Origin of the sequence: Sporosarcina sp. P33, from assembly GCF_002077155.1 — a bacterium.
In the GTDB taxonomy this organism is placed as follows: domain Bacteria; phylum Bacillota; class Bacilli; order Bacillales_A; family Planococcaceae; genus Sporosarcina.
The window spans coordinates 288,089-307,901 of record NZ_CP015027.1 but is presented as its reverse complement, the minus strand read 5'-3'; the positions used below and the strand labels follow the sequence as shown (position 1 = coordinate 307,901).

22 protein-coding genes and 1 other annotated feature (1 of these 23 only partly in view) are annotated in these 19,813 nt (G+C 44.3%); all 22 genes read left to right on the top strand.

Going from position 1 to position 19,813, the window contains the following annotated elements:
* Window positions 1–84 precede the first annotated feature (84 nt).
* The 22 genes from SporoP33_RS01515 to SporoP33_RS01410 all read left to right on the top strand — a co-directional run bounded on the left by SporoP33_RS01515 (window position 85) and on the right by SporoP33_RS01410 (window position 19,683).
* Complete coding sequence (locus SporoP33_RS01515; RefSeq protein ID WP_155961294.1) at window positions 85–525, top strand: type IV pilus modification PilV family protein; 441 nt, start codon at window positions 85–87, stop codon at window positions 523–525.
* On the top strand, window positions 522–1,001 hold the full coding sequence (locus SporoP33_RS01510; RefSeq protein ID WP_081242107.1) for a prepilin-type N-terminal cleavage/methylation domain-containing protein: 480 nt from the start codon (window positions 522–524) through the stop codon (window positions 999–1,001). The genes SporoP33_RS01515 and SporoP33_RS01510 overlap by 4 nt, the downstream gene beginning before the upstream one ends.
* Window positions 1,001–2,521, top strand: coding sequence for a pilus assembly PilX family protein (locus SporoP33_RS01505; protein ID WP_081242106.1), 1,521 nt, complete (start codon window positions 1,001–1,003; stop codon window positions 2,519–2,521). Before SporoP33_RS01510 ends, SporoP33_RS01505 begins: the two co-directional genes overlap by 1 nt.
* Window positions 2,522–2,541: 20 nt before the next feature.
* Complete coding sequence (locus tag SporoP33_RS01500; protein WP_081242105.1) at window positions 2,542–4,029, top strand: VanW family protein; 1,488 nt, start codon at window positions 2,542–2,544, stop codon at window positions 4,027–4,029.
* A 15-nt stretch (window positions 4,030–4,044) separates the two neighbouring features.
* On the top strand, window positions 4,045–5,703 hold the full coding sequence (locus SporoP33_RS01495) for a GspE/PulE family protein (RefSeq protein WP_081242104.1): 1,659 nt from the start codon (window positions 4,045–4,047) through the stop codon (window positions 5,701–5,703).
* Window positions 5,704–5,716: 13 nt separating this feature from the next.
* On the top strand, window positions 5,717–6,754 hold the full coding sequence (locus tag SporoP33_RS01490) for a type IV pilus twitching motility protein PilT (protein ID WP_081242103.1): 1,038 nt from the start codon (window positions 5,717–5,719) through the stop codon (window positions 6,752–6,754).
* A gap of 2 nt (window positions 6,755–6,756) precedes the next feature.
* Window positions 6,757–7,968: a type II secretion system F family protein gene (locus SporoP33_RS01485; RefSeq protein ID WP_081242102.1), complete on the top strand. Its 1,212-nt coding sequence runs from the start codon at window positions 6,757–6,759 to the stop codon at window positions 7,966–7,968.
* Between the two features lie 116 nt (window positions 7,969–8,084).
* Window positions 8,085–8,522 carry a prepilin-type N-terminal cleavage/methylation domain-containing protein gene (locus tag SporoP33_RS01480; RefSeq protein WP_081242101.1) on the top strand — a complete coding sequence of 146 codons (438 nt, stop codon included), beginning with the start codon at window positions 8,085–8,087 and terminating at the stop codon, window positions 8,520–8,522.
* Window positions 8,523–9,081: 559 nt separating this feature from the next.
* On the top strand, window positions 9,082–10,089 hold the full coding sequence (pilM, locus tag SporoP33_RS01475) for a type IV pilus biogenesis protein PilM (RefSeq protein ID WP_081242100.1): 1,008 nt from the start codon (window positions 9,082–9,084) through the stop codon (window positions 10,087–10,089).
* Window positions 10,090–10,096: 7 nt separating this feature from the next.
* Window positions 10,097–10,774 carry a hypothetical protein gene (locus SporoP33_RS01470; protein ID WP_081242099.1) on the top strand — a complete coding sequence of 226 codons (678 nt, stop codon included), beginning with the start codon at window positions 10,097–10,099 and terminating at the stop codon, window positions 10,772–10,774.
* Window positions 10,767–11,453: a hypothetical protein gene (locus SporoP33_RS01465; protein WP_081242098.1), complete on the top strand. Its 687-nt coding sequence runs from the start codon at window positions 10,767–10,769 to the stop codon at window positions 11,451–11,453. Before SporoP33_RS01470 ends, SporoP33_RS01465 begins: the two co-directional genes overlap by 8 nt.
* A gap of 11 nt (window positions 11,454–11,464) precedes the next feature.
* Window positions 11,465–12,220, top strand: coding sequence for a prepilin peptidase (locus SporoP33_RS01460; RefSeq protein ID WP_081242097.1), 756 nt, complete (start codon window positions 11,465–11,467; stop codon window positions 12,218–12,220).
* Between the two features lie 89 nt (window positions 12,221–12,309).
* Complete coding sequence (locus SporoP33_RS01455) at window positions 12,310–12,936, top strand: hypothetical protein (protein ID WP_081242096.1); 627 nt, start codon at window positions 12,310–12,312, stop codon at window positions 12,934–12,936.
* An 84-nt stretch (window positions 12,937–13,020) separates the two neighbouring features.
* Complete coding sequence (locus tag SporoP33_RS01450) at window positions 13,021–13,620, top strand: Maf family protein (protein ID WP_081242095.1); 600 nt, start codon at window positions 13,021–13,023, stop codon at window positions 13,618–13,620.
* A complete protein-coding gene (gene radC / locus SporoP33_RS01445; RefSeq protein WP_081242094.1) occupies window positions 13,620–14,318 on the top strand; it encodes a RadC family protein in 699 nt (232 codons plus the stop codon). The genes SporoP33_RS01450 and radC overlap by 1 nt, the downstream gene beginning before the upstream one ends.
* Window positions 14,319–14,486: 168 nt before the next feature.
* Window positions 14,487–15,500: a rod shape-determining protein gene (locus SporoP33_RS01440; protein WP_081242093.1), complete on the top strand. Its 1,014-nt coding sequence runs from the start codon at window positions 14,487–14,489 to the stop codon at window positions 15,498–15,500.
* A 21-nt stretch (window positions 15,501–15,521) separates the two neighbouring features.
* Complete coding sequence (gene mreC, locus SporoP33_RS01435) at window positions 15,522–16,415, top strand: rod shape-determining protein MreC (RefSeq protein ID WP_081242092.1); 894 nt, start codon at window positions 15,522–15,524, stop codon at window positions 16,413–16,415.
* The gene (mreD, locus tag SporoP33_RS01430) at window positions 16,412–16,933 is read left to right on the top strand and encodes a rod shape-determining protein MreD (RefSeq protein ID WP_081242091.1); all 522 of its coding nucleotides are present in this window, start codon (window positions 16,412–16,414) and stop codon (window positions 16,931–16,933) included. The genes mreC and mreD overlap by 4 nt, the downstream gene beginning before the upstream one ends.
* A gap of 19 nt (window positions 16,934–16,952) precedes the next feature.
* Window positions 16,953–17,624 (top strand): septum site-determining protein MinC, encoded by a 672-nt coding sequence (minC, locus tag SporoP33_RS01425; RefSeq protein ID WP_081242090.1) that lies wholly within the window; start codon window positions 16,953–16,955, stop codon window positions 17,622–17,624.
* Window position 17,625: 1 nt separating this feature from the next.
* Entirely contained in the window at window positions 17,626–18,426 is an 801-nt protein-coding gene (minD, locus tag SporoP33_RS01420; RefSeq protein ID WP_081242089.1) for a septum site-determining protein MinD, read from the top strand.
* A 100-nt stretch (window positions 18,427–18,526) separates the two neighbouring features.
* On the top strand, window positions 18,527–19,069 hold the full coding sequence (locus tag SporoP33_RS01415; protein ID WP_081242088.1) for a peptidoglycan DD-metalloendopeptidase family protein: 543 nt from the start codon (window positions 18,527–18,529) through the stop codon (window positions 19,067–19,069).
* Complete coding sequence (locus tag SporoP33_RS01410) at window positions 19,066–19,683, top strand: metalloprotease (protein WP_081242087.1); 618 nt, start codon at window positions 19,066–19,068, stop codon at window positions 19,681–19,683. The genes SporoP33_RS01415 and SporoP33_RS01410 overlap by 4 nt, the downstream gene beginning before the upstream one ends.
* A 70-nt stretch (window positions 19,684–19,753) precedes the next feature.
* Window positions 19,754–19,813, top strand: a sequence feature (ribosomal protein L21 leader region) (it continues 15 nt past the right edge of the window).

The window sequence follows — 19,813 nt, the reverse complement described above, 5'->3', positions numbered from 1 at the left end:
GATTGATATAATTGTGTTCGGGTATTTAGTTTCACTGGCAGTAGTAGAATGTGATGATAAATGTTAGCAGGAAGGGGTGTCGTCATGAGGCGGAAAAATGAAAAAGGCTTCACATTGGTTGAGATACTTGCTGCCTTGACGATTTTGGGGATTGTTTTCGTTAGTTTCATGACGATTTTCTCTCAAATGGGGGTATTTAATGCTCGCACAGAATCGAAACTTGAAACTATAAATTTGGCTAAAAAGGAATTGAGTTTTTGGAAGGATAATCCGTTGCCTTTAGAAGGTACTACAGGAATTACAGTGCTGAAAAAAGACGCGGCCTCTTCTCCTGGATTTATTATTTATCAGTATACACGTCAAGATGAACCTAAATATGAGTATCAAGTGAAATACCGTGTACATTCAGATTTAAAACCTTTTGTGGAATCATCCGTTAAACTTTATCGCTTCCAAATTTCTATTTATGAGAACGGCAGAGAGATTAGTGAGACGTTCGGATATATGGAGGAAGGAACTATATGAATAGAAAGTGGACGGTCACGAAGAATCAACAAGGGGTGTCTCTTGTTGAATTATTGGCTGCATTATTACTAGTCTCTTTAGTTTCTATAATTATTTGGACAACGCTATCGATAAGTACACGATTGAATACAACTGAAATGACAAAATTACGTCTGCAGCAAGAAGCTAATTATATAGCGACAGAAGCACAGCGTTTACACCGTAAATGTACCTATTATGAATTTGTTGTAATGCCCAGCGAAGTGAGCATTCAGAATTGCCAAAAGTCAGGCATACTCACGGAGAAGTATACTATTGGAACGGATTTTGAATATTATACTGACCAAAAAAAAGAGGGAGATGAAGAAGAAAGGTTTTATGTGAATGCAAAGAAAGAGAACTTGGAAATTTCAAGATTTTGGGTTGTTGATCCAAATAATAATAATTTGAAAGTGTCTATACCGTTGCAATTGTCTAGATATAAGCAGTCACCTTGATGAAAGGTTGTGATCGTGTGCAATTACATAAAAATGATAAAGGTTATGCATTGGTAGTTGTCTTGCTTGTCATCATATTCATTATGACTGTAAGTGTTGTTTTCATGAGGGGTTCTATTAGCAATGCTAAGCAAGAGCGCATAGTAGATGAAAATAATCTAGCATATACTGCGGCTGAAATGGGCGTGGATTATTATAAGTGGCTATACATTAATAAATTTAGAGCGGAAAGAGATAAAATTTGGTATGACAAAAAGTTAGCATATGAAAGCGATAAAATAATTATTAATAAGAAGAACATAACAACTTTGAAAAAGGATGAAGAACTTAAACAAGCAGCAAAAGATCGGCAAAATCAAATGGTCGATGCACTAATTAATCTTCATTTTAATAATTTGGAAAAAACAAGACCGGACACAACAGATTCTTTACATTATAAAATTCTGGAGCCCGTAAACTATTCGAGAATTAAAGACTTGAATAACCGAGATGTTGGTTTAGTAGTAAAAGGAAAAGTGCAAGGAGAATATGGAAGAGAAAGCAAACGGAAAAAAGAACTAGATTTTGAACTTATATTTGACTTCCCGTTATTAGTTGCGGACGAAGTATTAGATAGTCCGGGTAATGCGGAGAATCCGTTCACAATTCCAGTTGTGAATATTAAAAGTATGATAGAAAACAATAAACAAACAAAGCCATGCAGCGATAAGCCGAACAATGAAAAATGTATTGGAAATAAATCTAAAGACTCTCACTTTAGTGCAGTAAATTCAATAGTTTATTTTCCTGAAGGTTTTACAAAAGGAAATGGAAATATGGGGATAGACTTTAAGAACACCCAAATATACGCAAAAGGAAACATCGAATTACCTAATATGAATAGTATGAATAATATCACAATGTATACTGATGGAAAGATTGAAATCAAAAATTTAAACGGTGCAAATCAAGCAAATTTATATTCTACTGGAAACATTGAATTTAAGAATGCCAGCTCAGGTTATTCCAACTCCATACTTTATTCGGAAAATAATATAGAAGGGAAAAATATTGAATTTAAAAATATGAAGATATTTGTTGGGGATAGCTATTCTGGAGAAAAATTTACGCTTACTAATAAGTCACACATGACAGTTGGTAATAAACTCAAGATGGAGAAGGCGGGTTCTATACAAAATTCTAACTTAGTTGTAAAAGGTGATTTGATTGTTGAAAAGTCTTTGGATATTAAAAACAGTTCCAAAGTTTGTGTGGGCGGAAAGATTAATTTTAATAAAATCAACATAGGAACGTTAGATTCAAATAGTAAAATATATTTCATAGAAGAAAAAGCTGAGCCAAAGAATGTTTTAGGTAAATACCCGAACCTAATTCCGATGAAAGAAGCAGCATTTCAAAAGAATCCACAATCTTTATACGATAACTGTATTGGAGATGGAAGCGGCAATCCAAACGATAGTTCCGGCATTCCCGATCAACCTATTTGGGATCCTCCTGAAATCAGTGTCATATATAATTAATTAAAGTCAGGGGACATAATATGAAACCAAAACTATACAAAATCACCCTCTCCCTAGGTGCTCTGCTCCTAGTCATTTCCGTCATCTTCGCCCAGCAGGCATACGCGGGTGACGGCTTCTTCTCGAATTTCAAGAAATTCGGCAAGCATACGTATGCCGGGCCGTTTAATATATCAAAGCATAATCGCAAGAATGCAAAAGAAAAGCTGGTTGGTGATTTCGCAGGACTCGAGCAGAATCTGGATGTGCAGCTGATCGTGCAGGATCATCAAGTATCTGTGCCGTCTGAAGCGATTTCATTTGATCCTGATGCCACACTGAGCCAGTCAGAGTCTGGGAAGGACAATCCGCTCATTGCGCATGTCTCAAGAGAAGCGCTGCGTACGGTTATGAAGCAGAATTTTAATTCACTGTCTTTTACTGAAGAGGACGTCAATACGATTGCTTCTCAAATAGAAGTTCAGCTGCGGAACGGAATTATGCCGCAGCAAGTGTATATTGCGAATTTTGTTCCTGAATTGTATGAGCAGTCTGAAGTGATTGCTTCTGCTGAATATAAAGCAGACGAATTAGCAAAAGGTCTTCGTTTATTGATGAATGACTTGGATGGGCTGGAAATCCAGCCGAATTCTACGTTTTCATTCCGTGAATTTCTGGAAGGGAAAGAGTCTGCCGCCGCTGCCGATTTGCAAATGACCATTATGGCTTCGCTGCTCTATAATGCTGCATTGCAAACGAACTGGGTCATCGATGAACGCAATGTTTCTACCGAATTGCCGATAGGCGTGGCACCTGGATTTGAAGCGGCGATCAATCGGAAACTGGATTTGGATTTTGTGTTTTCTAACCCTAATCAAACAGTTTTCACTATCCGCACAGCATGGACAGGCTCCCGGTTGAAGTTGTCCGTCGAGGGACTGCCGTTCGTCCATCGTTACGATACAGTAGTGGAAAGTATAAAAAAATATGATCCGAAAACGGTGATGCGCTACAGTGCGTTCATTCCGGCGGGTGCGACAGAAGTGGTGGACAAAGGAAAGAAAGGGATGGAAGTGACGGTTAAACGAAACGTCATGCTAAACGGTTCGTTAGAAGAAGTGGAAGACGTGTCGGTAGACTTTTATGCTCCGCGTCCAATTATTGAACGGCACAGTTTGAAAAAGCCAGCTGAAACACCTGGCAGTGATCTCGACAATCATTCAAAGTCCGGCAGTACGGATGGAAATTCATCAGGTAGTAATTCAAACGGAAACTCTTCCATAACGGATAATGCTTCTAATGGATCATCAAATAATTCATCAGGAAATTCCTCCGATAGTAATTCGGGTACTGGAAGTGATTCAGGTTCTGACGGCAGTAAAGGCCCAGGCGCATCTTCTGGAAACGGATCTGATAATAGCGGGTCATCAAATGGGAATAGCACCTCTGGAAAAGATGATGTGAGATATGATTATGATAAAGGCGGCAACAAGATAAGGGTCGACAAGGATGGTAATCCGATTGACTGATAGAGGGGGATTCAAATGGCGACAAGCAGAAAACGTCTTGGGGATTTATTAATAGAATCCGGATTGCTGACAGATGAGCAGCTGATGGGCACTCTTAAAGAAAAGCCGAGAGATCAGCGTCTCGGTGATGCGTTATTGCAGCGCGGTTATATTACAGAGCAGCAATTGATAGAAGTATTGGAGTTCCAGCTCGGAATCCCTCACGTCAATTTATTCAGATATCCGTTTGATCCGAAACTGTTCAACGTGGTGCCAAAAGGATTGGCCAAACAAAAAATGATCGTACCGCTGAAGAAAGACGGCGATAAATTATTCGTCGCCATGGCGGACCCGATGGATTATAACACAATTGAAGATTTACGGTTGTCGACAGGGTTCCATATTGAAACAGCCATCGCATCGAAAGACGATATTATACGGACTATCACAAGATATTATGATGACGAAGTATTTGATGATTTATTGTTCGAAGAGCCTGAACCGCAAACCGAACAGCAAGACGATATAGTGGATAATGATTCACCTGTTGTGCGGCTTGTAAACCAAATTATTTCCAGCGCAGTTTCAATGAAAGCCAGTGATATTCATATTGATCCCCAAGAGCATCAGGTGGTAATCCGTTTCCGGGTGGACGGGAAATTACAAACTGAACGAGTTTTGCCGAAACATATGCAGTCCATGCTTCTTGCGCGGATAAAAATTATGGGAAATTTAAATATTACCGAATCACGTACACCCCAGGACGGCCGAATTAAAGTAATGATTGATTTCCGTCCGATTGATTTACGTTTATCCACTTTGCCGACAGTTTTCGGTGAGAAGATTGTTATGCGTATTTTGGATTTGAGCAGCTCGTTAAACGATTTGGCTAAGCTTGGTTTCGGCCCTGTTAATCTGGAGCGTTTCTTAGGAGAAATCGAAAAGCCAAATGGCATTATTTTGATCTCAGGTCCGACGGGTTCCGGTAAGTCATCGACGCTGTATGCCGCGTTGAATCGACTGAACAGTGAAGAAGTGAATATTATTACGATTGAAGATCCGGTGGAATATCAATTAGAAGGCATTAATCAAATTCAAGTAAATTCTAATGTCGGGCTGACTTTTGCGACAGGTCTCAGGTCTATTTTGCGTCAGGATCCGGACGTCGTCATGGTCGGGGAAATCCGGGACAGAGAAACAGTGGAAATAGCAATTCGGGCTTCATTGACAGGTCACTTAGTATTGAGCACCATCCATACGAATGATTCCGTCGCGTCGATTTCCCGGTTGCTGGACATGGGGGTGGAGCCGTTTCTTTTGACGGCTTCATTAAATGCCGTTGTGGCACAGCGATTGATTCGACGGGTGTGCCGCGACTGTGGTACGAGCCAGCCGGCAACTGAACGGGAAAAAGAGATTTTTGCGAAGCGCGGGAAGACGGTCGACAGGGTTCATCGAGGATCCGGTTGCGCCGCTTGCAATATGACGGGCTATCGCGGACGGATTGCGATTCATGAAGTATTGATTATTAACGCGGCAATGCGTGATGCAATCAACAACAATGCAGCTCCGACTGTGTTCCGCGATATTGCCGAGAAAAGCAAAACCATTTTCTTAATAGATGACGGGCTGGATAAAGTGAATCAGGGCATCACGACCACTGAAGAAGTGCTGCGGGTTGCGCTGATAGATTAGGAGTGTGTATGAAGTGACTGAAAGAATTGACCAATTACTGACCGAGGCTTTTAAAATCAAGGCATCTGACATCCACTTAACTGTTGGTGTGCCTCCGATATTTCGGGTACACGGCGACTTGAAGCGTTTTGGAGAAACACCGTTAACAGCGGAAGATACAGAAAAAATTGCCTATCTGACGATTCCCGAAAAGATGATACCGTCATTTAAAGAAGCCGGACAAATTGACTACTCCTACGAGATTGCGGGTGTTTCCCGTTTCCGTGTCAACGCATTCCAGCAGCGCGGTTCGATTTCATTGGCATTCCGGACCATTCCTACAAAGATTCCAACGATTGATGATTTGAATATGCCGGGGACGCTGAAGAATTTATCTGATACCGCGCAAGGGCTGATTCTGGTGACGGGTCCCACCGGTTCAGGGAAATCGACGACCCTTGCGGCAATGATCCGTTATATGAATGAAACGATGCGGAAGCATATTATTACGCTTGAAGATCCGATTGAATATATGCATGGCCATGGCTCTTCGATTATCGATCAGCGTGAAGTCGGGTTTGATACACTGTCGTTCGCGGATGGGCTGCGTGCGGCGCTTCGTCAGGATCCAGACGTAATTCTCGTCGGGGAAATGCGGGATTTGGAGACGATTTCAACAGCGATCACCGCAGCGGAAACGGGACACTTAGTGCTTGCGACATTGCACACATGGAGTGCCGCTTCGACGATAGATAGAATTATAGACGTATTCCCGCACGGCCAGCAGTCACAGATCCGTGTCCAGCTGTCGGGAGTTTTGACAGCGGTCGTGTCTCAGCGTTTATTTAAGACAATGGATGGAACAGGACGCCGTGCGGCTACTGAAATAATGATTAATAATGCGGCAGTGTCGAATTTAATCCGTTCTGAGAAAGTGCATCAAATTCCAAACGTGATTCAGACAAGCCGTGCACAGGGAATGCACATGATGGACAATTCCGTGAAAAGTTTGATGGAACAACGGATTATTTCATATGAAGCTGCACTGCCGTTTTTGCAAGGGGATGATTAATTTTGCCGCGTTTTACTTATGAAGGGCGAGATGCGAAGTCGATTCGGAAAGGGATTGTGACAGCAACGAATAAACGAGATGCAGCAATCAAGCTGAAAAATCAAGGGATTCGGGTAGTCAGTCTGGTGGAGCAGAAAGAAACCGTACTTACGAAGGATATTACGATTGGCAGCCCGGTTAAACGGGATCAGCTGATTATGTTCCTGCGCCAGTTTTCGACGTTGCTTCAAGCAGGTGTGACGATTGTTGATGCAGTCAGAATTCTATCGATGCAAGTGGAACAGGCTGCATTCAGGAAAATATTAACTTCTATACAGGAAGATTTACGTACTGGTACCCCTTTGTCTGTCGCCCTAGCTAAGCATCCAAAGATTTTCGAGCCGCTGATTTTGAATATGATCAGTGCGGGGGAAGTCTCGGGAACAGTGGACGAGTCACTTGATCAACTGGCCGATCATTTTGAAAAAGCATATCGTTCCAGACAAAAAGTGATTTCAGCATTATCGTATCCGATTGTCGTGGGTATTGTAGCAATCGGCGTCGTGATTTTTCTTCTATCATTCGTCGTCCCGATGTTCGTAGAGATGTTTGACAGTATAGGGGGAGAACTGCCATGGCTGACACTGTTTGTACTGAAAGCCAGTGATTTCATGCAGAGCTATTGGTATATCTTAGTTTTGATTGTGGCGGCCATCGTAATCGGCATTATGCTTGTGCGTAATAATCCGCAAGGGAAATATGTGCTGGATTCTATATTACTTAGAATACCAATTTTCGGGAACATTGTTCAGAAGTCATCACTAGCAATGATGACACGTACTCTCAGTTCCATGTTTTCCAGTTCCGTGCCTATTTTGCAGTCTCTCGCGATGACCGAGAGAGTGGTAGATAATAAGGTTATATCGAAGGTGATCGGCGAATCCAGGCAATCAATGGAGCGGGGCGGATCACTGACAGAGCCGATGATGAACCATTGGGCATTCCCGCCTTTAATACCACATATGATTGCGATTGGTGAGGAAACTGGATCTTTAGACTCTATGCTTTCAAAAGTCGCCGATTTTTATGAAAAGGAAGTAGAGGCAGCGACAGATCGCTTAAAGGCGCTGATAGAGCCTTTAATGATAGTTTTTCTCGCAGCGATAGTCGGGACTATAGTTTTGGCAATTATGATGCCAATGTTTAGCATGTTTGAACAGATAGATAGTTTGTAACAGAAATAACATTTCTTCTTGCGAAATTCAATTAAATTCAATTAAACTAGTGTTATTTTCCTAATGAACCTGTTATACTATATTCATAGAGTAAGAAAAAACGAGGAGGAAATTACATGAAAAAGTTTCTACAAAAGAAATTAAATGACAAGGGATTAACACTTGTCGAATTACTGGCAGTTATCGTTATTTTGGGTATTATTGCTGCGATCGCGGTACCGGCTATTGGGAATATTATTGCGAACTCTAAGGTAAATGCTTTGAAGGCTGATGGACAGAATGTATTGTCTGCTGCACAGATGTACTTCACTGAAAAAGGTGGAGCGTCAGTAACACAGAAAGATCTAATTGACAATGGTTTCCTTGAAGATGCTGGTGGCTTTGCAGCTACAGGCGCAACCGCTGCAACAGTTACGAAAGTTGATGGAGGAAATACAATCACAGGAAAAGCGGTTACTAAAGGTGTGAGTGTATCATTTGGAGGCGCAACCTCGAAAGATATCACAGAAGCTGACGTTAAAGCTACTACCGGCAAGGTAATAGTTACCCGATAACTTTATACACTGAATTATGGACATAGGAATTTCTAATATAAAGACTCTGCAGAGACTACCTCTACAGAGTCTCTTTTTTAATAGTAAAATTCAATCTTTATTTTTCTTTAATATTACTATTGTAATATCAAAATAGTGTTCTTTCAAAATGATTTTATTTAGTGATAGGAGAATGAAGCCGATTTAATTTCTAGCAATCATAATGATGCTCAGAATTACCGTAGCCATTAAGGTACCTTACGTCCCTATAAGTACTAGAAATTTTCGTATCAAAAAACTTTTCATTTTACGTTCTTAATCAATGCCCTTCGTAAAAAATGATAAAAATTGCTGTAAAATAACTATAAAAAATAGTAGCGGTTAGTTTAAAGGATGAAACGTAATCATGCGTTGACTTGCCATGGACTTCAATGAGTTGATATCGTTAAGAATATCATCTTATGGTTCCTCTACCAATCTTCCCTTCTACCACTACATTTGCTATACTAAACCATAACCAATAAGCAAGAAAAACATCACTACCATCCTTGCTTTTGCTTGTCCGGAAGGAGTTCGCTGTATGTCGATTTTTGATAAATTAAAAACCCCGCTGCCTAAGATTTCTATGCCTTCCATGCCGGCTTCATTATTCAGCCGAAAGAAGCGCACGCATTCTTTGACGCTGGATGATGATGCGGTCCGTTATGTGCGCATTAAGTCCCGTGATCCGCTTGTCCTGGAAACGGCGAGGGAGCTGTTGCTTCCGCCTTTCGTTATCACAGAAGGGCGGATTGCTGAAGAAGATGCATTGAAGGAACTGCTGAACGAAGCAGTGAAGGATTGGGGATTGGCTAAGCGCGACGTGGCGTTCCTTGCGCCCGATACATATGTCATCATCCGCCGGGTTGCATATCCTGAAACGGTGGAGGATGAAGAACTGAAAGGTCATTTTTTCATAGAGATTGGTTCGACGATTTATTTGCCGTTTGATGATCCGGTGTTTGATGTAGTGCCGTATACTGCGAATCAGGCAGAAAATGAAGCGATTTTGATTGCTTCCAAAGAGAGTATTATGCAGACCTACGAAGAAGTGCTGGAGTCAGTGAAGCTGGTGCCCGTTGTTGCAGATATTGCGCCGCTGTCATTGTATCGTCTGGCGCATCACCAGCATGCGTTTGAAGGGACGGAACATATTCTTCTTGCCGATTTGCGCGGCCGCAGTTTGACGGTGTCTATTTTTAATAGCCATTATCCATTATTTATTCGCTCGATGGAACTGGAAGTGCCGCTCAGTATGACGACAGGCGAGGAGCTTAAGCAGCAGATCGAGCCGAATACCATTGTGATAGAGCTTGAGAAACTGGCGAATTTCTATCGGTTTAATCTGGCGGAGAATGATTCTGCTATTACGCATTTGTTGTGGAACGGTACATACTCCCGGCAGGACGAGCTGCTGCAGATGGTGAGGGAGCGTTTGGCGATTGAAGCATTTCCTTTAGTGAAACAGCCGATCTCCTGTGTCGACGGGACTGCGATTTCTGCGGATTTTCACCGGGTCATCGGTCTCGCACTGAAGGAAGAGGTGTAATACGCGTATGTTAGTGGATATAAACCTGCTTCCTGAGAAAATTCGGGAACGCACCGTTTTTCTTTGGATTGCTGTCGCTCTTCTGTTGCTTGCGATCATCAGCTGGGCGCTGTTGTATTGGATGGCAAAAAGTTATGACGACGAAGCGGCAACTTTGCAGCAATCTTCTTTTGAAGTGCAGAAGCAGCAAGAACATATTACTTCGCAGCTGCGCTTGTCAGCTTTCGGTCAGGAAAAAGAACAGCTTTCAGCGACGGTAGATTTTTTAAAAGGACATCAATATAAAACACATCCTCTTATAGAAGATTTAGTAACCGCATTGCCTGACAGAGGATTCTTCCAGGAGCTGACTTTTACAGCGCCGAATGAAATGACGCTGAAAGTGCAGTTTGATGACCTGATGGAGCCGGCGCTTTATTTAACGCGGGTGAAGGCTTCTCCTTTAGTAATTGATGCGACATTTGAAGGGATTGAAACGGAAAAGCTGGAAGTTGAAGAACGGGAAAATGTACTGCCAAGATACCTCGCCGTGTATTTTATTCAATTTAAAGATGATCGTGCGCTGCCGGGTTCTGACGCGACGGTGGATCCGGATGCGATTGATGAGCCGCAGGAGCAGCCTGCCGCGGACGAGCCTCAGCCTTCTGCAGATGTGAATACGGAAGGGGGCGGCGCGAATGAGTAAGTATCTGACGAAGCGCCAGATGGAAATCGGTTTGGTCGTGCTGGCTTCTATTTTCCTTGCGGCGATTGTGTTCTATACAGTGACTGCTGTCTATTGGCCGGCGAAAGAAAGCCGTGACCGGGCTACGGCTCAGTTGGCGTCTGACCGGGAGATTTTGTATTCACTGCAAAAGCAACTGGCCAATAAAGATCCGAATGAAACAACGACATCCGCACCGCTTCAAAAGGTCGTGCCGGTCATCCCGCTTGAAGACGCGCTGCTGATCCGTTTGGAAAAAGCGGAAGTGAAGTCGAACAGCCGTATAGAGGACATTAAATTTTCCAAAGAGCCATTTACTGCGGAGTTATTGCCTGAAACGGTGCAAAATCTTGAAACCGTCTTAATGGAAGTAACGTTGGCTGCGGACACGTACCGGCAAGTCGAAACGTTCATCTATGAGATTGAAGAGATGATCCGGATTATGAATGTCGAGACGATTCAATTTGAAGCCACAGCGGAGAAAACGGAAGAGGAATCCGATGTTGGCGAGATGCGCGTTGTCATTTCATTCAACGCGTACTACCGTCCGGATCTGGTCAATTTGCAGGATGAGGCGCCGAAAGTGGATGCGCCGCCGCCCGCTTCCAAATATGATCCGACAACTATCAATAAAATGACAGGCACAGAGAAAGCGGAGTAAGGAGGCAATTCATGGAATGGGTTATCAGTATATTTTTCTTCCTTTACGGCATCACGTTCGGTTCATTCTTTAATGTGGTCGGCCTGCGGGTCCCATTGAAGGAATCGATTGTGTCGCCTCCTTCCCGCTGTACAACGTGTGACCGCAATCTGTCGGCGGCGGACCTCGTGCCGGTGTTCTCCTATGTATTTCTGCGCGGAAAGTGCCGCGGCTGTCAGGAGAAAATCAGCGCGCTTTATCCGGTAATGGAGCTGATTACGGGAGTGCTGTTCGTCTGTGCGTACTTGTATTTCGGTTTCCAGTGGGAATTGGCCGTTGCGCTGCTGTTCATTTCGATGCTCGTTATTTTGACGGTGTCTGATTTGAAATATATGCTGATTCCGAATAAGATCCTGCTGCCGTTTGGCGTGGCGATTTTCATGTTGCGTTTCATCAGTCCGCTGACACCTTGGTGGGACAGCCTGCTCGGTGCGGCAGTCGGCTTTGGGGTGTTATTCCTCATTGCGGTCGTGTCGAACGGCGGTATGGGGGGCGGCGATATTAAGCTGTTTTTCGTACTGGGTCTAGTGCTTGGGACGATGCAGACGCTGGTGACGCTGTTCCTCGCTTCGCTGATCGGTGCAATTGTGGGAATTATTTTCTTGAAACGGACGAAACAGGGACGTAAGACACCGGTGCCGTTTGGGCCGTCAATTGCCGCAGCGGCGCTCATTGCGTATTTCTTCGGTGCGCAGCTTGTCACTTGGTATACAGGCTTGTTGAACTGAATCAGTAAATGTTTATGGACGAGACGACAACAGTCTCGTCTTTTTTTGCGTTCATTTTGGTAGAGTGAAAGAAAAAGTGGAGTGATGGAATGAATTTCCGCAGGACATATTCAAAAAATATTGTGATTCGTGCGTTAGTGCAGGGGGTGGCGATCGGATTGGTTGCCGTTCTCGTGATTGGGTTTACAATTTTCAGTACGGGCGGTAAGGAAGGCGGATCAGAGAAAACGGTAGCAACGACCGGTCCAAAGACGGATGAGAAGGAAGGGGCGGCAGAGGGCGGAGAGACGATGTTCGTGAAACAGCATGGCGTGTTTTCGAGTCAGCAGGCCGCAACGGATTTTGTAGCTGCAGATCCGTCGCTCGCAAGCACCGCTGTCGTGCCTGCCGGTGATCAGTTCTATGTATGGGGGGCAGTATGGCTGCAAGAGAGCCAGGTCATCTTAAAGGAAGGAGAAGACGCGTTTAAGAAGAGAATATCAGTCGTTCCGGGCACTTGTAAGAATGCTGATGTCAATGAAGTGAAAAAAGCGCTGCTTGCCGAGGATCTATCAAAAATTGAATTGTCAAAGGGGAATGGAGGCGCGAAAAAAGACAGTGATTTTGCGAAGAAAGTGACCGCCATCACTGCATTCACAAAGGATTCCTCCATCGCCAGACTGCATCTGCTGGCATATTATTCGAATCAGGATCCATGCTTCAAAATTCAATTTTGAGGCGAAATACGCCGAAGAATTGAATTTTGCTCTTTTTTCAAAACGTGTGCAATAGCGTACACTGTGAAAAAGGAGGTTTTTTCAATGAATTTTTATAGTGCAAAACCGATAGTTCTCGCATCTTCTTCGCCGAGACGAAAAGAGCTGCTTCAGCTGGCAGGAATTGATTTTACCATTAGGCCGAGTGATGTAAATGAGGATGTGCCGTTCACGCCTGAAGAGCCGCGCGAGTATGCGATGCGTTTATCGGAGCAGAAAGCATTGGCGGTGAGTGAATCAGCTGAAGAAATCATTATTGCGGCGGATACAATCGTCGTGAAGGAAGGGAGATTGTTTTCAAAGCCAGCCGATGATGATCAGGCTGTGGAGTTTCTTATGGAGCTGTCCGGACAGCTTCATGAAGTGATTACAGGTGTGACGATTCTCGCGGACGGGAAAAAGCTTCAGTTTTCGAGTCTGTCACAAGTGAAGTTTAGAGAGCTGGATATGGAGCTTGTGCATGCTTACGTACAGTCAGGCGATGCTTCAGATAAAGCAGGCGCGTACGGTATTCAGACGCAGGGCATGCTGTTTGTGGAACGAATGGTGGGGGATTATCAGAACATCGTAGGATTGCCGGTCAGCGAACTGGTCATCAGGATGCGTGAGGAAGGATTGCTGTTTGTAGAAGGCGGTGGTGTGTAATGCCATTGGATTTAGCGCCGCAGATGATGATCCGCGATGTTCATATCGCAGACAGGCCGCGTGAGCGTTTGATTCGCGAAGGGGCAGGCAGTTTATCCAACCAGGAATTGCTGGCGATCCTGCTGCGGTCGGGCTCGCGGTCGGAGTCGGTGCTCGTCCTGGCGAACCGCGTGCTGTCGACCATTGACCGCCTGCAAGATTTGAAAGAGCTGACGGTGGAAGAAATGACGAAAATCAAAGGAGTCGGTGAAGCAAAAGCGGTGCAGTTGCTGGCTGCTGCAGAACTTGGCAAGCGTTTATACCGCACGCCACCGCAGGACCGCTATAAGATCCGCTCACCTGAAGATGCTGCGAATTATCTGATGACAGATATGTCGTCATTGAACCAGGAACATTTCGTCGTTCTGTTTCTGAACGTCAAAAATGAAGTGTTACATAAGCAGACTATATTCATCGGCAGCCTGAATTCCAGTATCGTTCATCCGCGCGAGGTGTTCCGCGAAGCTTTCAAACGGTCGGCTGCTTCGATGATTATTTCACACAATCATCCGAGCGGCGACACCACACCGTCAAGAGAAGATATTGAAGTGACGAAACGGCTCATGGAAGCAGGCTCTATCATGGGGGTGGATGTGCTTGATCATATTATTATTGGCGATCAGAAATACATCAGTTTGAAGGACAAAGGCTATATCTAACAGTGAAAATATTGTCGAAAACAGGTGAGAGACTGGGAAATCAGTCTCTTTTTTGATGTTTTTTGCAAACTGACCGGGCGGCACTGTAAATTTAGTTACCTTTCCGTTATAATGTGGTGTATGCTTTTAAGAAGACCGATGATGGTTTGATAGAAAGGGAGTATTGACTTGTTTGGTTTCAGATCACGAAACATAGGAATCGACTTAGGAACAGCCAATACACTGGTTTTTATAAAAGATAAAGGTATTGTGCTGAGAGAACCTTCAGTCGTAGCGAAGAACACAACGACCAATGAAATCGTTGCCGTGGGCACAGAAGCACACGCAATGATCGGACGCACTCCCAGTTCAGTCGTGGCAATTCGTCCGATGAGAGAAGGGGTTATTGCAGATTTTGAAACAACAACCGCCATGATTCGTCATTATTTGAAAGAAGCGCTAAAATCAGCTGGAACTTCATGGGTAAAGCCGACCGTCATGGTATGCGTGCCGTATGGCATCACCTCTGTTGAGCAGCGCGCGGTGATTGATGCTGCACGTCAGGCGGGTGCGAAAGATGCATTCACGATAGAAGAGCCTTTTGCGGCTGCAATCGGTGCAAACTTGCCGGTGTGGGAACCAACTGGCAGTATGGTCGTCGATATAGGCGGCGGTACGACAGAAGTGGCAATTATTTCGCTTGGCGGTATTGTTACAAGCACTTCTATCCGTGTAGGCGGAGATTCTATGGACAGCGCAATCATTACGTACATCCGTAAAGAATATAATCTGATGATTGGCGAGCGTACAGCAGAAACTGTGAAAATGGGAATTGGCTCTGCAAGCGGCTTGGAGAAATCTGAAAAGATGAACATTCACGGCCGGGACCTGCTGACAGGCCTGCCGAAAACGATGGAAATCAATTCAGAGGAAATCACAAAAGCCTTGCGTGAACCGCTGGACCTCATTATTGAAGGAATGAGAAAGACGCTTGAGCAGACACCGCCTGAACTGGCTTCAGATGTGATGGAGCGGGGAATTGTACTGACAGGGGGCGGCTCATTGCTGCGCAACCTCGATAAAGCGATTTCCGAAGAAACAAAAATGCCTGCATTCGTTGCAGAAGATACGCTGGACTGTGTCGTAATCGGCACGGGCAAAGCGCTGGATAACTTGGAACTCATTAGAAAAATTCAATCATAAAAATTGGAGGAGATGTAGGCAATGCCGCGCTTTTTTTCCAATAAACGATTAATCATTTTATTAGTAGGGGTAATCGTCCTTGTGGCATTAATTGCATTCTCACTTCGCGACCGAAATCATGCAAATGTACCGGAACAAGCAGTGAAGGATGTCGTTGGTTTCGGGCAGTCGATTTTTACGAAACCCGCCCACTTTGTGACAGAGCTCGTTGGGAATATTGATACAATGCTTAATACATACGAAGAAAACAAACGATTAAAAGAGCGTCTGCAAACGTTTGCCGCTATGCAGGCAGAAATGATTGATGTAAAAGCAAATAATGACAGACTCCGTGCTATTATTGACAAGCAAGAGGATTTACGTGCTTTTGAACCGATCCAGTCGACGGTAATTTCACGTAATCCCGATCAATGGGAAGAGAAATTGATTATCGATAAAGGTACGACGGCCGGAGTGGATGTCAATATGGCGGTCATGACGGCACAGGGACTGATTGGGAAAGTCGTTTTATCAACTCCTTTCACGTCAACTGTTGAACTGCTGTCAACAGAAAACAGTGACTTTCGCGTGGCGGCAATGGTCGTCGGCGAAGAAGAGATGTTCGGTCTGATCGAAGGGTTTGACCGGGCTTCGCGTCAGCTGATCATGAAGCGGATTGATTCAAGCTTTAATGTGAAAAAAGGAATGCAAGTGACATCGTCCGGTCTCGGCGGAATATTCCCGAAAGGCATTTTAATTGGTGAAGTGACGGAAGTTTCGACGGACGATTACGGTTTGACGAAACTTGCGTATATCCGTCCGGCTGCCAGCTTCTCGATGCTTGATCATGTAATGGTTGCAAAACGTTCGATGACAGTAGTTGACGGAACGGACGGAGGCAACTCTGCAGGCGCTGAAGGGGACGGAGACTCATGATCCGATTTATCATTCCTCTGATTGCTGTCATATTATTTTTCCTGGAACCGATTTTCAGTCTGTTTTCACCGATTGAAATAACTGGCGATTTATACGTTTTTGTGCCTAGGTTCCTCATGATCTATTTGATTTTCATTGCGGCATATTATAATAGCAGGCGAGCGATTCTTTACGGTTTTATCCTTGGACTGTTGTATGATATGTATCATATTGATATTATTGGTTTATACACATTTATGTACCCGCTTATTTGTTATGTTTCTGCATGGATACTTCGACAAATTGAGCGCCAAATACTGACCGTTATGATATTATCAGTAGTAATGATTGTGTTACTGGAATTGCTGTCGTTCTTTTTCGCGAGTATCATTGCGTTGACTTCCATTGAATTCAACGAATTTCTCACGAGCCGACTCATTCCGACAATGATTGCGAACTCACTTTTCATTGTGATGTTCGGCTGGATTTTCAAACAGATTACAGAAAAGCGTTTTTTTCAAAAACAAGCAGGTTTTTAAGTATTGTGAGGTGATGTAGGTGACGAAATCACAGTTGATAACGATAAAAGGTACAAAAGACGGCTTAGTTCTGCGTTTGGATGACCATTGCGCGTTTTCTGAACTATTGACTGAGCTGAAAGAAAAAGTGCAGAGCAGCGTACTTGAAGGTGTTTCAGAAGTACAGTTGCATCTTGGCCACCGTTATTGTGACGAGAAAGACATGAACAAAATTCAATCGGTCATTCACACTTCCCCTCATTTGCGAGTTTCGAAGGTACATAGTGACGTTATATCGTTAAAAGAGTGTGAGAAAAAATTGATCGAGAAGCAGTCCGAAACCTATATAGGAATCGTTCGGTCGGGTCAGGTCGTAAAGGCTGACGGCGATTTAGTCATTATTGGTGACGTGAATCAAAGCGGGCAAGTCATCGCAGGAGGCAGTATTTATGTGCTGGGCCGAGTGAAAGGGATTGCGCACGCAGGAGCACAAGGCAATAAAGATGCAGTCATTGCTGCATCATGGCTGGAAGCGACGCATTTGAAAATCGCTGATAAAATTGAAATCATGACCGACGAATTGACGGTGCTTTCTGAGCAGCCTGAAATGGAATGTGCGTATCTTCAAAAGAATGGGCAGATTGCAATTGACCGTCTTCAGGAGCTCCGATATCTGCGTCCGGACCTTGCGACATTTAAGGGAGGTAAATAATTTGGGAGAAGCAATTGTTATTACTTCTGGTAAAGGCGGCGTTGGGAAAACGACCACGTCTGCCAATCTAGGCACCGCTCTTGCGCTACAAGGGAAAAAAGTCTGTTTAATTGATACAGATATCGGTCTGCGTAACTTGGACGTCATTCTTGGCTTGGAAAACCGGATCATTTATGATTTGGTCGATGTGGTTGAGGATCGCTGTAAAGTGCACCAGGCTCTTGTCAAAGACAAGCGCTTTGAAGACCGGTTATTCTTACTGCCGGCGGCGCAGACAACAGATAAGAGTGCCGTGAATCCGGAACAAATGAAAAAACTCGTTTTGGAATTGAAGTCTGAATATGATTATGTGCTGATTGACTGCCCTGCAGGAATCGAGCAAGGATACAAAAACGCGATTGCCGGTGCAGACCGCGCGATTGTTGTGACGACGCCGGAAATTTCTGCTGTCCGTGACGCAGACCGCATTATTGGACTGCTCGAAGCGGAAGAAGGAATTGAACCGCCGAAACTGATCATCAACCGAATCCGCAGCCAGATGATGGAAAGCGGAGAAACATTGGATGTTAACGAAATTACTACGCATTTGTCGATTGATTTATTAGGGATCGTAATGGATGACCAAAACGTCATTTCTGCTTCCAATAAAGGTGAACCTGTCGTGATGGATCCGACGAATCCGGCAGCAATCGGCTACCGCAACATCGCCCGCCGCATCTTGGGCGAATCTGTGCCATTGATGACAATGGAGAAAAGCAAGTCAGGATTTTTCGGCAAGATCAAGAACATGTTCAGCAAATAATAAAATTTCCAGACTCAGTGCCTTTTACGGTGCTGAGTTTTTTTGTTCCGTCATTTAATTCTGCTTCTTTTCATACACTGCAGGTAAGGGAGGGGACGTGGTGAAGTGGAAAACAAAATGGATCATCGCATGTTTATTGGTCGTGTCTGTTGTGGCTTTGTCAAAAATGGAAGAGCGCCAGCTTGTCAATATACCGATTACGCAATATGTGACAACAGGTAAAGATTTCGTGGTGATGAAGAAATGGGTTTCGTCATGGATTGCGGAAGATGAATCCATCACGGTATCCGCAGATTCTTCATTTGACCCGTTTGCAACCTTTGAATCGTTCCAGCCGTATCAAGATGGTGCCATTATTTCGTATCAGCAGCCGCACGCGATTACTTCGCACGGAAACGGGCTGGTAGTGTTTACAGGCTACACCCGGCAGTCCGGCAAGACGGTGACGGTGCAATATGATACAGGAGATGAAGTGACGTACGGCTTTGTCGGGTCATTTTCAACACTTCCATATACGGCTGTGAGACTCGGAGATGAAATTGCGGTGATGGATGAAGAAGCGGTGTATATTCGTGTGAAGCGCAACGGGATTCCGCTGGAGCCGACTGTGCTCGCGACGTATATGTCAGGCGGCAAGCAATGAAGTTTCGAATTCATCCGGTATTATTGCCGATTTTTTTATTTTTTATGATCGTCGGCGGTGTTTCATTGTACGCTATGCTCTTATTCTCCTTACTTTTTCATGAAGCCGGACATGTTTTTGCGGCTAAGCGGGCCGGGATGAAGATCAAAAGTTGTACGATATTACCGTATGGAGGGGAACTGCAATTTGTTACTCGGCAGCTGGCAAGCAAACGGCAACGGCTGATTACTGCGCTGGGAGGACCTGCCGCAACAGCCGTTCTGTTATGTATCGGATGGTTTTTGCCGTTTCCGGGAGATGCGCAGTTCGTGAAAATCCAGCTGATCCTTCTCAGCGTCAATCTTTTGCCGATTTTGCCGCTTGACGGCGGACAAGTCGTGTCTGTCCTTCTAGAAACCGAAGATACAAAATACGTCACCCGCTCAAACTTCCTGCTGTACTCCATCATCGCATCCGCAGCTCTTTGCGTGTTTTTTATTGCCTACTTGCCGGACAGCCTGCCAATCGTCATTATTAGTTCGTTCCTCGCGATACAGAACATTATTTCGTACCGTTTCAGAAGGTATGAACAGGTTTTTGAACAGCTCACGAGAAAAGAAACTTCATTCTTTTAAAAGATTATAGGAATAATGCTTGACCCGCTGATTTCTATGTGATAATATTTTACTGTTATTGATTGTAGCACCCGTGCTACAACCGCACTGAACAGGTCTAAGTATTCCTTGTGAATCACCTGTCAAGGCG